Origin of the sequence: Pseudomonas cedrina subsp. cedrina, from assembly GCF_001983175.1 — a bacterium.
Lineage (GTDB): Bacteria > Pseudomonadota > Gammaproteobacteria > Pseudomonadales > Pseudomonadaceae > Aquipseudomonas > Aquipseudomonas cedrina.
The window spans coordinates 551015-564760 of the sequence record NZ_MNPW01000003.1 but is presented as its reverse complement, the minus strand read 5'-3'; the positions used below and the strand labels follow the sequence as shown (position 1 = coordinate 564760).

Genomic DNA, 13746 nt, shown 5'->3' with positions numbered 1-13746 from the left:
TCGGCTAAACGCTGGCGAGCGGGTTGGACAGGGTGTGCTGCAAACGATAGTTGGAGTACTGCATCAAATGCATGCGCAACAACGACCGGGTCGGCCATGGATCTTCCACGAACGCCTTATGCTCGGTTTCCCACAGCGCGGGTTCGACGCGGTCGCGCACGGCTTCGAACGCAAGGTCGGTTTCCTCGCGCAATATCTGCCACAGCCGCGTGTTGTTCAACCCATACTCCTTGGTCAGCCACAGCGAGATTTCATGCAGGTGGGTAAGGAACGCTGCGTCAAGCACGAACATGCGCACCGGTTCAATGTCGCCTGCGAACACCGTCGGCAGGATACCCGGCTGCACATGCGGCGCCAGGCTGTAGCCGCGTCCTTCCAGCAGTGGCGCATACGTGCGGCCATCGCCAAAATCGCGGATCAGCAGACTACGTGCTTTGCCATCGGAGGAAAACAGCACCATGGTGTTTTGCTGGTGGGCTTCAAGTGCAACGCCATACAACAGATAGATCGCCACCACCGGGTGGGTGACCACCTTGGCATAGTCGCGGAACCAGTTTTCAACCTGTGCGGCATCCGCCCGCACGCCATCACGCTCGATCAGGTCGGTGAATAGCGGCCGACCGCTACCCGGTAATCGAGTGAACAATGACGCCACGGTAATCGGCAGGCAATCGTCGCTGCGTTCGAACGCTTGCTGACTGGCGCGATAGACCACTGACAGATGACGGCCGGGATGATCGTCTTGAGTGACTGCGTTTTTGTAACGCACGCCGATCTCTTCCGCAAAGATTTCCAGGCGCTGGTCGAAGCCGTGTTCGGCCTCCAGTATTTTTCCGATCACCGTGCTGATGCGCGGTCCCATGTGAATCGACTTGGCTTGCAGGCTGCGCAGTTCGCTGGTCATCCACACGGCAATGGGCAGTTTGATCAACGGCGCGCATTCGTCCAGCACCGGCATCATCGTGCGATACGACATGGTCGGCAGGGTTGGAATCTCCGGTCCGTCGGTAATCAGGATGCCGTTTTCGATTTCCGCCGCGAAGTTTTCCAGCACGTAGGCCTGCAAATGCCAGCTATGGATCGGCAATGGCAGCCACTGGCTTTCATCCAGGCCCTTGCTGTTGAGCGAGGCTTTCCATTGCTCCCATTGGGCCGGGAAATTCTCGGCGAACCAGGTGCGGTAGTCGCTCACGTGCGGCATGCTTTCGCTCTTTGCATGCTCTGCACGCAACGCCGCGATACGCAGGGGGACCTGTGCGTTGAACTCGGGTGAGAGTTGCTCGACCTCCTCATCAGTCAAGCCGGGGCGCGCCTTCCATGTCGGGTAATACGGATGGCCTTCCAGCGAACCCCACTGGTCGAGGAGGATCGCAGCATCCTTGGTCTTGAGATGCTGGCGCAGGTAGTCGGTGAGGCTATCGAGCCCCTGATCCCTGACGGCTTTTTGCAGCCGGGCGTTCCATTGCTGGCGATGTTGGCGGGCATGTGCGTCGTTGGTCAGACTGTTTTCCATGTCGGCCTTGAGCCCGGTCATACCCTCATCAGTGGGCGCGAAATCGAAGCTGTCACGCAACACATCGAGCATGTCCTGATGGCTGGTGATGACCTGGCGGACACCTTCATCGGTGACCAGTACCACGTCACCGTCATTGACCACGGTGTCGGCCGGGCCTTTGGCTATGTCCGAAAAGACCAGGTGGGCGCGGCTGCCCTTGAGTGGGTAGCTGGCCTGGTTGCCTTCGGCCCCAAAACTCAGGGCCGAACGGTCGAGAATGTTTTCCGCAAAGAGGCAGCGAATCAAGCGTCGCATGGCATTTTTGCGGGAGTAGGCAATCAGTGTCTTGAAGTCATCCATATCAGCGGTCTACTCGTCGAAATTGAATTGAAGAGATCAAGCCGCGGCGTTTGCCGCGCGTGGCCAGTGGCGTGGAAAGTAGTCGAGCGCCGAGTCGCGCAGGCCTTGCATGTAGGCAATGCTCCACTGCAAGACTTCCTCGATGTAGGGCACCTTGAGGTCCAAACGCCTGGCCATTTCCACAAGCAGCACCAGCCCATAGGCGACGTCTTCATTGAAGGCGCGGCTCTCGCGCTCGATGACGTAGCCGGCGCGGTTGTCGGCGGCCGGCACCATCGGCGCGAGAATATTGTTGTAGGCCTGATTGGTGCGCAGAATCGACAACATGCTGCTCTGGTCGCGGATCTGGTCACCGTAGGCCTCGACGATTTCCTGTTTCAACGCTTTGACCGAGGACAGGCCGATGCCCAGGCGCTGGCTGATCACCGCGCACAGAGCCTGACTTTCCTGATCCATGCGTTCCAGAAAGTAGGCGCCCAGTTCCGGACACTCGGACCACCAGCACATGCGTTGCGGGAAAATCTTGCGGTGCCACTGGCCATAAGGACCGATCAGCCCGTAGATCACCGAGCTGTGCATGATTGGGTTACCCGGGGTCAGGGTGATTTCCAGGTAGTGGTCGAGCATCCTCACGCACGGGTCGTACAAGCGGGTCAGGATGCCCTGCAATTGCTGACCGGATGCCTGCGACTCGCGAGGATGGGTCGCCACATACAGCTGGCTCTTGCCGCCGCCCATTTTGATCGAGCGTCCCGGTGTCAGCTCGAATGCGGTATGCGGGACGTCTTTCATCCCCCAGATCACCAGGTTCGGGCGATCGGGCAGGGCGGCTTCGGCCAGCCAGTCGAAACCGCAGAAGCCCGGAATGGCGCCGATGTACACAGGCTTGCTGGCGCTTAGATGCGGCACGATGGCCTGCAGGGTTTGCGGGCGGACGTGGGCGGGCACGGTAATGATGACAATGTCGGCATCTTCAATCGCTGCTTTCGCGTCGGCGGTCACCCGGTCCAGTCGGGCAGTCAAGGTCGAGCCGTCGGGCAACAAAGCCTGCATCGGCGTGTGGCGAGCGTGCTGTTCGATAATCTCCGGATTACCGGTGAGCATCGAAACCTGAACATTGGGCAGCTGTTTGAACAGGATGGCGTTGAGATGGCCGGTCCTGCCACCACCACAAATGGCGACTTTCAACAGATCATCGAGAGGCTTTCCTGTGTGAGGAGTGGGTCATGCGACGCTCAGTTGAAGCGGCGCGGAGACGGATTCCAGCCATTGGGTCCTGCCCAGCCAGGTTTCCAGCTGTGGTGCGATGCTGGGGTCGATCAGGTCGCGTTCCTGCAGCCATTGATCATTGAACACCGTATGCAGGTATTTTTCGCCGCCGTCGGCAATCGGCACGACCACGTTGCCGGTCAGCACGCCTTTGTGGATCAGTTCCAATGCCTTGAAAATGGCACCGCCGGTCGAGCCGCCGACCAGCAGCGCCAGATGGCTGGCGATATAGCGGGCGGTTTCGAACGCCTGGGAGTCGGTGACCTGCACCCCCAGATCGATGCAGCTGTAGTCGAGCACCAGACCCACGGTGTCGCCGGCCGGCGTACCGGTGCCCGATTGGTAGTAGGGGTAGCCGGGATGGCCGAAGACGATCGAGCCGGCCGGTTCTACCGCGACGGTCACAATGTTGGGATCGTGCAGTTTCAAGCCGCGGGCGATACCGGTCATCGAACCGCCCGTGCCGACGCAGCCGACATAGGCACCGATGACACCTTCAGCCTGGGCGATGGTTTCGCGCACGAAATCACTGTAGCCACCCGCATTGGCCGCGTTATCCGACTGATTCATGAACACGGCGCCGGGAATCTCGCTGGCCAGCTCCGCCGCCATTCGTTGACGCTCGACCACTGCGACTTCATCCTCGCGATAGCTGCCTTTGACAAAGCGAATGTCGGCACCGAGCGCCTTCATCACGGCGATCTTGTCTTGGGCGGCGTGATGATCGACCACGGCAATAAAATGCAGGCCGAATTCGACCGCCGTCATGGCCAGGCCAATTCCGGTATTGCCGGACGACGATTCGACGATCACCCCACCGGGTTTCAGGCGACCGGACTTGAGCGCGGCCAGCACCATGTTGCGCGCCATGCGATCCTTGATACTGCCACCGGGATTGTTCTTTTCAATTTTCAATAACAACCGAGCGTTGGTATCCGGAACATCAATGCCCAACATCGGTGTATTACCAATAAGCTCCGAGACTTTATTCAAGATCATTTCAATGGTTCCCTTTAGTAGTCCGGTGAAAATGCGTAGTGACCTTGCGTACAACAACTCGCCGTCAACCGCCGTGGCAGCGGGTGGCGATGAAACTCGTTCTCCAGCAAATCCATCTGATAACCGGCGGTATTCACGTAAATCAATATATCGCCTGGTCGGGGTGCAGTTGAAAAATTGATAAGGCGATAAGTAATCACGTCGTCGTCCAAGCAACTATGGCCGGCGATATACGCTTGGATCGGTGCGTAGGGTGGTTGTTGCGAGCTGATCAGGATCGGATCAAGCAGGTACTCAGAGGCGAACCATGTTTCGCATGCACTGAAACTACTGCCTTCAACAAAAATGACGGTTTTGTTGAAGGCGAGTTGCTTGGTGCGGGTGACGCGAAACAATGAAATTGCCGCTTGATCGACAAGACTCCGACCGGGCTCCAGGGCCAGCGTTATATTCTGCAGCTTTAAATAGGTGGCGATGGACACTCCGGGTGAGTGCTCGGCCTCGAGCAATAATGCCAACCATTGCGGGGCTGTCAGGTCGCTGCCGTAAGGATAATAAGCCTCGGGAACTTTCTGGTTGTAATAATGGCTTGGCTTATTATCGTTCTGTAGGAATCGGGCATATATCTGCGGCTCGACATAACGTATCGGCAAGCCGCCACCGATATCGATCATCTGCGGGTTCAAGCCCATTTCCCGAGCAGCCTCCACGAACCCGCTGATTTCACGCAACGCTTGTGCGCGGGATTCGACCCCATAGCCGCCCAGATGGAAATGAAAACCCTCAAAGTGAAAAATATCCGTGTGTTTTGTCAGCCGTTGGAGGCCTTCGAGCAAGTCTTGCGAACTCATGCCGAAGCGGCTCTGGGGGCTTGTTTTCGGCCTGTAACGCAGTAAAACCCTGGCTTTGGTCGGAGTAGGCTGTGCTTCGATCACATACTGCAGATGTTCGAATTCTTCCAGCGAGTCGATGCTGATCAGTGAGCCTGAGCTAACCAGTGCCTGATGAAAAAAAGCGGTTTTGGCCGGTCCGGTGGCGCAAATTCTGGCTCCAGGTGTACCGGCTCTGAGCGCTGCCTGCAGCTCGTGGACGCTCGACACATCGACGCCAACCCCCGAATTTGCCGCCGCGACGAGCAGGCTTTGAGACTTGTTGGCCTTGGCGCCATAGAAGATCGCATGAGGCACGCTGTACTGTTTCAATACCGCGAGCAAGGCGTGTGTATTTGACTCAAGCGCATGGGGCCAAACCAGATTCAAGGGTGAGCCATGTTGCTTGATAAGCGCTACAAGTTTGTCTGGGAAGTTATTGATAAGCCTGGAAATTATCGGGTCGATAAGCGGCTTTAACATGGCCGGCTGATGAACTTCAGTTAAAGGTTCGGCCGTCGGTGAATTTGTTATAGGCATAGCTGATCCCTGGCGTCGAAAATAACGTAGCCATTGATGTTATATAACTGAGCGCTCTCGCACAGTTGTAGGTGTTTTACGCGTTAGAAACGAGGCTTACAGCAATAGGAGGCGGATGCCAGGCAATATCTGAAGTTGGATCTGTCATGCCGCCTGTCATAAATACTTCACGAAATAACTGCATGAAAACCCCATTCCATAAGGTTTTTAATAATGTTCAGATTGGCCGCCTAGTTGATGGCCAATCCGCCAAAAACGGTCAGTGGTGGGCATTGAAGTGCCATCACTGATAGGTACTTACCCCTGTGCTGAATATCCGCTCTTAAACGGAGCTAGTGTCTCTTGGTGGCGTGAACAATATTGCGAACAGGAACGATTATCAAGTAAGGTTTTCAAATATTTTCGAATAAAGACCTTCGGAAGGCGAATCAATGGTCGTGTGTTTACACGCTCAAGAAAGCGTTCGCCCTGAAATAAAAAATTCCCTTAATTCATTGATCAATAAGAAATTAAGGGTTGTTGCGAGAAGCCCCGAACGAGCAGAGAAACCTGCCTGCGAAGGGGCCGGAAAATGTTCAGAAATCACGAATGGTTCACGCCAAGGAGCTATGCCATGCAATTGGATCGACTCAACAGCAAAACCCCACTCGCGATCAGCTACCTGTTCGTACCGGGTAATCGTCCCGAGCGTTTTACAAAAGCCGTCGAAGCGGGGCCGGACGCGATCATTCTCGACCTTGAGGACGCCGTGCACCCGGATAGCAAACCCGCCGCCCGAGCTGCCATCTGGGCTTGGCAAGAGGCCACCCCAAGCGTTGCCTGCGAGCGTTACATCCGCCTCAACAGCGTCAGCAGCGCGCTGTTCCGTCAGGACCTGACATGGCTCAATGACATGCGCTACCCCGAGCGTTGCGACGGCATTTTCCTGCCCAAGGCCGAATGTCCCCAGGCCCTGGGCCGAACGGTCGAACATTTGCTGGCGTGGCGGTCGGGGCTGAAGGTCGTCGCGATCATCGAGACCGCCAAAGGTCTGCAGCAGGTCGAGTCGATTGCGGCGATCCCGGGCCTGGCGCGGCTGGCATTCGGTTCGCTGGATTTTTCCCTCGATATCAACTGCACCCAGATACCCGAGGCATTTCTATTCGCCCGCAGCCGCATCGTGCTGGCTTCGCGCACTGCCGATCTGCCGTCGCCAATCGACGGTGTCACGCCGGCGATCAGCGATTTGGCAGTCGTTGGCCAGGACTCGCACTACGCGCGTTCGCTGGGCTTCGGCGCCAAGCTGTGCATCCACCCCTCGCAACTGTCCACGGTGCAGCGCGCTTTCCTGCCGGACTCGCGTCAGTTGGCCTGGGCTGATCGGGTGATGAGGGCCGTGGCGACGGGCAGTCATGCCGTGCAGGTGGACGGTGAGATGGTCGATTTGCCGCTGATTGAGCATGCCCAGCGTCTGCTCGAGCTTGCCCGCCTGCACGCGCCCATTGTCCGCGCCGATGCCAGCTGAACCCTTGGCGAAACAGGAGATCACCATGGAATACGTTTATCAGATTGCATTGCGGCCACTGTGCCAGGTGCTGCAGTCGGAGCAGGTCGATCCGGCCAATGTGACGCTGTTGCGGGAGGCTATCGCTCGCGCCGGACATTGGCTGGAGCCGATCATCGTCGAACGTTCGCGTGGCATCGTGATGGACGGAAATCACCGTCTCAACGCCGCTCTGCAACTGGGCTTGAAACGCGTGCCGTGCATCCAGCTCGACTACACCGATCCGCGGGTGCGTGTACGGCATTGGCAGACAGGGCAGGTGTTCGAAGTGGCGCAGATATTCACCACCATCGCCCGGGGAGAAATCTTCCCGTACAAGACGACCCGGCATGCGTTCGACCCTGCATTGCCAGTGGTCGCGATACCCCTGGAACAGCTGTACGCCTAGCGCCCCCGGACCCATCCAAAAATAATTTTATCGAGGGTGATACTTTTTCGCCGATCGACTGGCAATAGGAGTGATTACCATTTTCCCTGTTGAAAAGGATCCTCACGTCATGCCTGTTGTCAGTCGCCCATGCGGTGAGCGCGTGCTAACACTCGCCATTCGCACCGCCATGTTGAATATTGTTCTGGTCGCAGGAAGCGCCAGCGCCTGGGCTGCCGGCCCAGGGCAGCAGGATGTTGCCGCCGACCAGTCCTCGAATATTCCAACGGCGAAGCCGGCCGATGACGGCGTCGATACGCTCACACTCGACCCCACCAACATCAACGCCCGCGACAACGGTCCGAGCGCGTTGCCGGAGGTACTGGCCGGCGGCCAGGTCGCGCGCGGTGCCCGGCTCGGCATGATGGGCAACAAGGACGTGATGGACACCCCGTTCAGCGTCACCAGCTACACCGCCAAGACCCTGGCCGACCTGCAGACAGTAACGGTGGCCGATGCATTGGAGCGTGATCCTTCGGTGCGCTCGACCGGTCAGACGGGCGGCATCGTTGATTCGTTTTTCATTCGAGGCTTCCCGATCGGCGAAGGCAACCTGGGTGAACTGGCGTTCGACGGCGTGTACGGCGTCGCGCCCAACTACCGGGTCTTCACCGAGTACGCCGAGCGTGTCGAAGTGCTCAAGGGGCCGGGCGCATTGATGTATGGCCTTTCGCCCAACAGCGGCGTGGGCGGGGTGATCAACATCGTTCCCAAGCGTCCGCTCGACGAAGACCTGACGCGGGTCACCACCACGTACGCCTCGGACTCGCAGGTCGGCGCTCACCTCGATCTCAGCCGTCGATTCGGCTCGGAGAACCAGTTCGGTGTGCGCTTCAACGGCAACCTGCAAGGCGGCGATACCGCCGTCGATGATCAACACCGGGACCTGGGTATCGGTGCCATCGCCCTGGACTATCGCGGTGAGCGTTTGCGCCTGAACCTGGATTACATCAGTCAGAAAGAAAGCTGGGAGGGCGCCTCGCGACCTTTCACCATCGATCCGAAAGTCGATGTTCCATCTGCCCCGAATGGCCGCACCAACCTCCCGCAGAAATGGGGTTGGTCGGATACCAAGGAACAGTCGGCATTGCTCGGCGGTGAATATGACCTGAGCGATACGGTGACCGTGTTCGCCCATGCCGGTGGCGGCAAGTCAGACGTCAAGCGCCTGTCCGATCAGGTTCCTAAAATCGTCAACGACGCTGGCGATACCAGCAACACACCAGGCTATTACAAATTCAACGTTGATCGCTCGACTGCCGATGTCGGTATCCGTGGCGTGTACGCCACCGGCCCGATCACTCATACCACTACGCTGATGGCGACGCAGTATCAGGATGAGTTGTCCCGCGGGATCACCAGCGGCACTGACATTCGTTCGAACATCTACCACCCGATCGATGTGCCCAAGCAATACATCGGCACGCCGAAAGTGTTGCGTATTTCCGAATCGGAACTGTCCGGCGTTGCATTCACTGACACATTGTCCATGCTCGATGACCGCTTCCAGTTGACCCTTGGCGTGCGTCGGCAGGAGATCGAATCGCGCAACTACAACGCAGCAGGGTCGGTCAGCTCGAAATACAACGACAACGCCACGACGCCTCTGGTTGGCGTGGTGGTCAAGCCCTGGGAAGACGTTTCCCTCTACTACAACTATGTAGAAGGCTTAAGCAAAGGTGACATCGCTCCGGGGACAGCGGCCAACGCCGGCGAAACATTTGCGCCTTACGAATCCAAGCAGCATGAACTTGGTGTGAAATATGAACACGGCACGTTCATGACCAGCCTGGCGCTGTTCCAGATCGAGAAACCGAGCGGTGAGATCGGCGCCGGTAACCTGTTCTCGGTACAAGCCGAGCAACGCAACCGCGGGATCGAATTGAGCATGTTCGGCGAAGTGGCGCCAGGTACGCGCTTGATGGGAGGGGTGACCTTGCTGGACGGCAAACTGACCGATTCGGCCACGGCCGCCAACCGCGGCAACAAACCGGTCGGCGTCCCGGACGTCCAGGCCAACCTGTGGGCCGAATGGGACACGCCATGGGTGGAAGGATTTACCCTGACCGGCGGCGCCATTTATACCGACAGCCAGTACGTCAACCAGGCCAATACCCAGGCGCTGGATTCCTGGACGCGTTTCGATGCCGGCGCACGTTATGCGACGAAGATCGAAGGTCGGCCGACCACCTTCCGGGCCACGGTGCAGAACGTATTCGACCGCGAGTACTGGTCAGGCGTCGCCTCGTATGGCGCGTTTTCGCCGGGTTACCCGCGTACCCTGCAATTGTCTGCCACGGTTGATTTTTGATGTAGAAGGGCAGACAGGCCTTTTCGTCCGTAAGGCATCGGCATGATCATCGCGATCGGTAACCGATGCTTGCCAAGGACACCCCAAGGGCTGGCTGACGGCGGCTGCGCGCGACCCTGTTCGGTCAACAGGGTCGGCGTCTGCGCAACGCTACGCCAACATGGCCTCAACCTGTCCAAGCGTGACACGCGGAACCACGCTGTCCGGAATTCTCGACACCTCGGACAGGTTGTAAACCATGAAGTCATCGCCCATGACTTTGCGCGACATCAGTTCAAACGACGGCAATATGCGCGTGAAATAGTGCTGGTCGAGCCCGCAGGGCGACTTTATGGATTCAGGGGTTTCGTAAAACCTTCCTGAGCGCTCATCCAGATCCACACCTACCAGGAAAACCTGGGTGAACCCCACGTGGTAGGCCAACTGTATGGCCAGATACGCCACGGTTCGCGCATCAAAAAAGCCCTCGCTCATGTCTTTGCTGAACCCCAGCGGCCGTTTACGCGTGGGGAGCCAGGAATGATTGACGACCAGCGCGCTGCGTTTTCCCAGCGCGGAGTCCAGCCACGAGGGTCTTTCGGCCTTGGATAACGGATAGAACTTTCCTGTTGGACGAACACGGGACGAACGCGCCTGTTCTTCCCACAGCGCGACTCGCTGGCTGACCACCATGGCATGCTTGAACAAATCCGGCTGTTGCTGCGAAAAGCTTCGGTCCGTACAGGCATAAAAGTACGGCTTTATATCAGTGTCCTTGAACATCGAAATAGCGCCATTCATCGTGATCATCGGCACGTGCGCAAATTTTTCGATGGGAAACGACTTGGCCGAAGGGCCGGAGGCAATGATGAATACGGCGCCTGATTCGGTGTTCCGGCAGCGATTGAACGGGTGCACGGCCAGCGGGCGTGTGGTCGACAGCCATGGTCCGGAGAAGGGCGTATAGAAAGCCTGTTTGGCGTGGCCCGCAGGTCCAGTGCCGAGGAGTGATGTCTGTTTCATCCGGCCCAACCGTCCAGTGAAATGTAAATATGTGTATCAGCGGACCGGAGGTTTGCTGTTGAGTTCCTTCTATATGACTGCATCGAGACGAACCGGAGCGGCCTATACTGCGCGCTGGCGACCCCTGCGCAGCATAGGTATCTACATATCATTGTAGTGAGCGGGCTTGTCCCGCGCTGGGCTGCGAAGCGGCCCCAATAAGGACACCGTAGTGTTCCAGATGAAACCAGATCGTCTGGTTTGGGGCCGCTTCGCAGCCCAGCGCGGGACAAGCCCGCTCACTACAAGGAGATTTTTTAGCCTTTGAAAGTTGTGTAGAGACCTATGTCCATCGCAGGCAAGCCCGCTCCCGCCCCTGTACCGAAAAAAATTGGCCGAAGCCTGTCCCCTTTTTTCACCTCGCCTGTCATTCCAGGCAAGTGAACAAAATCGAGAGCTTCCTCCCATGTCCGCAGTCCGACCCTTGCGCTTGCGCCCGTTGCTGAAGTTGAGCCTGCTGCTGAGCCTCAGCGCGAGCCCGTTATTCCCCACCGTGAGCGTCGCCGAAGACGCCGCCACCCGCCGCAGCTACCAAGTGCCGGCCGGCAGCCTGAGCGCGGCGCTTACCCGGTTTGCCGGGCTGGCGGGCGTCAACCTGTCGGTGGACCCGGCGCTGGTCAGCGGGCGCAGCAGCGGCGGTTTGTCCGGCGAATACGGCGTGGAGGAGGGCTTTGCCCGCTTGCTGCAAGGCTCCGGCCTGCAACTGCAACCCATGGGTGAACAGGCCTATATGCTGGTGCCGGCGCCGGACGGCAGCAGCCTGGAACTGGCGCCGACGTCGATTCTGGGCACCACCGGGCTGTACGACGGCGACACCTACGCCGGTGGCCAAGTGGCGCGCCGTGGCTCCCAGGGTTTGCTGGGCACGCGGGACTTCATGGAAACGCCGTTCAGCATGACCACCTACACCGCCGATGCGGCGAAAAACCAGCAAGCCCGCACCCTGGGCGACCTGATCGCCAGCGACCCGTCGGTACGCGCCACCAACCCCGCCGGTGGGCGTTATGAGCAGTTCACCATCCGCGGCTTCAGCCTGTTCAATAGCGATGTGTCGTACAACGGCCTCTATGGCGTGCTGCCGACCTACACCATTGACATGGAAATGGCCGACCGCGTCGACATCTTCAAAGGCCCCACCCAGTTGATCAACGGCATTTCACCGCGCGGCAGCGTGGGCGGCGGGATCAACGTAGTGCCCAAGCGCGCCACCGACAAGGACATCAACTCGTTCACCGGCAACTGGGCCTCCGACAGCCAGGCCGGCGGCGCGGTGGACGTGGGCCGACGCTTTGGCGAAGACAACAAGTTCGGCATCCGCTTCAACGGCGTGAAGCAATCCGGCGACACCGAGTGGGACCACCAGAGCGTCGACCGCGAAATGGCCGTGCTGGGCCTGGATTTCCGTGGCGAACGCGTGCGCCTTTCCACCGACATCGGCCACACCGAACGCGACACCGACGCGCCGCAGGAACGCGTGCAGGTGGCGGCCGCGGCGCCGGTGCCCAGTGCCAACGATGTGCGGCGCAACTATGCACAGTCCTGGAGCAAGGCCAGCACCAACGACACCTTTGGTACGGTCAACGGTGAGTACGACCTCAGCGATAACCTGATGCTCTACGGCGGTGTGGGCGCGCGCAAAAGCAACCACGACTTCCTGCGCCATGCCGTGTCCGTGACCAATGCGGCCGGTGCGTTCAGCGTGCAGCCACGGGATTTCACCCGCGATGAAAACGTGCGCACCTACACCGCAGGCGTGCGCAACTGGTTCCATACCGGGCCTGTGAGCCATGAGGTCAACCTGGCCGCCAGTTACTTCTACATGGACTTCACCAACGGCGGCGCGCGTTATGCGCAAGGCACGAGCAACCTCTACAACCCGGTGCAAACGCCGACGCCCTCGCGGCCGACGCGGTTTGATCCCGAGGTGTACACCGAAAACAAATTCAGCGGCGTGGCCTTGTCCGACACCCTGGGTTTTTTCGATGATCGCCTGCTGCTCACCCTGGGTGCGCGCTGGCAGCGGGTGAAGGTGGACGACTGGAGCGATGGCGTCAAAGGCCGCACCGCCTATGACGAAGAAAAGGTCTCGCCATCGGGCGGCCTCCTGTTCAAGGCCACCGACACGTTGTCGCTGTACGCCAACTACATGGAAGGCCTGAGCCAGGGCAAGATCGCGCCGTCCACCTCAAGAAACGAGAATGAAATCTTCCCGCCGTTCATCAGCCGCCAGGTCGAAGTGGGCGCCAAGTACGACGCCGGCGCGTTCGCCGTGACCGCCGCCGTGTTCCGTATCAAGCAACCGGCCTATGAAACCAACGCCACGTCGCGCATGTTCGGCCCCAACGGCAAACGCCAGAACGACGGGGTGGAACTCAGCGTATTCGGCGAACCGCTCAAGGGCCTGCGGTTGCTCGGCGGGGTGATGTACATCGACAGCCAGCTCAAGGAAACCACCAACGGCGCCTTCGACGGCAACCGCGCGCCGGCAACCCCCAAATACAACGTCAACCTCGGCGCCGAATGGGATGTGCCAGGCCTTGAAGGCCTGACGTTGACCAGTCGTGGCATCTACTCCAGTTCGCAGTACCTGGACCAGTCCAACGTCAAGCAAATCGACGCCTGGAACCGCCTCGACGTCGGCGCGCGGTATGGCTTCAAGGTGGACGACAAACACATCACCCTGCGCGCGAACGTGGAGAACGTGGCTGACAAGCGCTACTGGAGCTCGGCCGGCGCGTCGGATGACAGCGAGCCGGGGTTGACCTTGTCGACGCCGCGTACCTACTTGCTGTCGGCCACGGTCGATTTCTAACGGGTCTACACCGATCAAAAATGTGGGAGCTGGCTTGCCGGTGATGGCATCAACTCGGTGTACCTGAGATACCGAGGTGC

Annotated in this window: 9 protein-coding genes; 4 read left to right on the top strand and 5 right to left on the bottom strand. The window is 59.0% G+C overall.

Features of this window, described 5'->3' with window-relative positions; genetic code table 11:
- Positions 1-4 precede the first annotated feature (4 nt).
- From BLL36_RS08410 to BLL36_RS08395, 4 genes are read right to left on the bottom strand one after another with little or no spacing between them, the layout of a single operon-like run.
- The gene (locus BLL36_RS08410; protein ID WP_076950988.1) at positions 5-1855 is read right to left on the bottom strand and encodes an IucA/IucC family protein; all 1851 of its coding nucleotides are present in this window, start codon (positions 1853-1855) and stop codon (positions 5-7) included.
- A gap of 36 nt (positions 1856-1891) precedes the next feature.
- Positions 1892-3043, bottom strand: a complete 1152-nt coding sequence (locus tag BLL36_RS08405; RefSeq protein ID WP_076950987.1) for an NAD/NADP-dependent octopine/nopaline dehydrogenase family protein — start codon at positions 3041-3043, stop codon at positions 1892-1894.
- 36 nt (positions 3044-3079) lie between these two features.
- Positions 3080-4123 (bottom strand): PLP-dependent cysteine synthase family protein, encoded by a 1044-nt coding sequence (locus BLL36_RS08400; RefSeq protein ID WP_076950986.1) that lies wholly within the window; start codon positions 4121-4123, stop codon positions 3080-3082.
- Positions 4124-4137: 14 nt separating this feature from the next.
- Complete coding sequence (locus BLL36_RS08395) at positions 4138-5532, bottom strand: Y4yA family PLP-dependent enzyme (protein WP_076950985.1); 1395 nt, start codon at positions 5530-5532, stop codon at positions 4138-4140.
- 613 nt (positions 5533-6145) lie between these two features.
- Here BLL36_RS08395 and BLL36_RS08390 point away from each other — a divergent pair.
- The 3 genes from BLL36_RS08390 to BLL36_RS08380 all read left to right on the top strand — a co-directional run bounded on the left by BLL36_RS08390 (position 6146) and on the right by BLL36_RS08380 (position 9813).
- Positions 6146-7036 (top strand): HpcH/HpaI aldolase/citrate lyase family protein, encoded by an 891-nt coding sequence (locus tag BLL36_RS08390; RefSeq protein WP_076950984.1) that lies wholly within the window; start codon positions 6146-6148, stop codon positions 7034-7036.
- Positions 7037-7061: 25 nt separating this feature from the next.
- Positions 7062-7463: a ParB N-terminal domain-containing protein gene (locus tag BLL36_RS08385; RefSeq protein WP_076950983.1), complete on the top strand. Its 402-nt coding sequence runs from the start codon at positions 7062-7064 to the stop codon at positions 7461-7463.
- A gap of 109 nt (positions 7464-7572) precedes the next feature.
- Positions 7573-9813, top strand: coding sequence for a TonB-dependent receptor (locus BLL36_RS08380; RefSeq protein ID WP_076950982.1), 2241 nt, complete (start codon positions 7573-7575; stop codon positions 9811-9813).
- Positions 9814-9963: 150 nt separating this feature from the next.
- Here the strand turns inward: BLL36_RS08380 and BLL36_RS08375 are convergent, their stop codons facing one another.
- Complete coding sequence (locus tag BLL36_RS08375) at positions 9964-10815, bottom strand: lipopolysaccharide biosynthesis protein (RefSeq protein WP_083735269.1); 852 nt, start codon at positions 10813-10815, stop codon at positions 9964-9966.
- Positions 10816-11260: 445 nt separating this feature from the next.
- Here BLL36_RS08375 and BLL36_RS08370 point away from each other — a divergent pair, with 445 nt between their 5' ends.
- Positions 11261-13666 (top strand): TonB-dependent receptor, encoded by a 2406-nt coding sequence (locus BLL36_RS08370; RefSeq protein ID WP_076950981.1) that lies wholly within the window; start codon positions 11261-11263, stop codon positions 13664-13666.
- Positions 13667-13746 lie beyond the last annotated feature (80 nt).

What these genes read in the sequence shown, in the direction of transcription:
- BLL36_RS08410 (WP_076950988.1), bottom strand. Translation starts at nt 1,855, where the DNA reads ATGGATGACTTCAAGACACTGATTGCCTACTCCCGCAAAAATGCCATG.
- BLL36_RS08400 (WP_076950986.1), bottom strand. Translation starts at nt 4,123, where the DNA reads ATGATCTTGAATAAAGTCTCGGAGCTTATTGGTAATACACCGATGTTG.
- BLL36_RS08395 (WP_076950985.1), bottom strand. Translation starts at nt 5,532, where the DNA reads ATGCCTATAACAAATTCACCGACGGCCGAACCTTTAACTGAAGTTCAT.
- BLL36_RS08390 (WP_076950984.1), top strand. Translation starts at nt 6,146, where the DNA reads ATGCAATTGGATCGACTCAACAGCAAAACCCCACTCGCGATCAGCTAC.
- BLL36_RS08385 (WP_076950983.1), top strand. Translation starts at nt 7,062, where the DNA reads ATGGAATACGTTTATCAGATTGCATTGCGGCCACTGTGCCAGGTGCTG.
- BLL36_RS08380 (WP_076950982.1), top strand. Translation starts at nt 7,573, where the DNA reads ATGCCTGTTGTCAGTCGCCCATGCGGTGAGCGCGTGCTAACACTCGCC.
- BLL36_RS08375 (WP_083735269.1), bottom strand. Translation starts at nt 10,815, where the DNA reads ATGAAACAGACATCACTCCTCGGCACTGGACCTGCGGGCCACGCCAAA.
- BLL36_RS08370 (WP_076950981.1), top strand. Translation starts at nt 11,261, where the DNA reads ATGTCCGCAGTCCGACCCTTGCGCTTGCGCCCGTTGCTGAAGTTGAGC.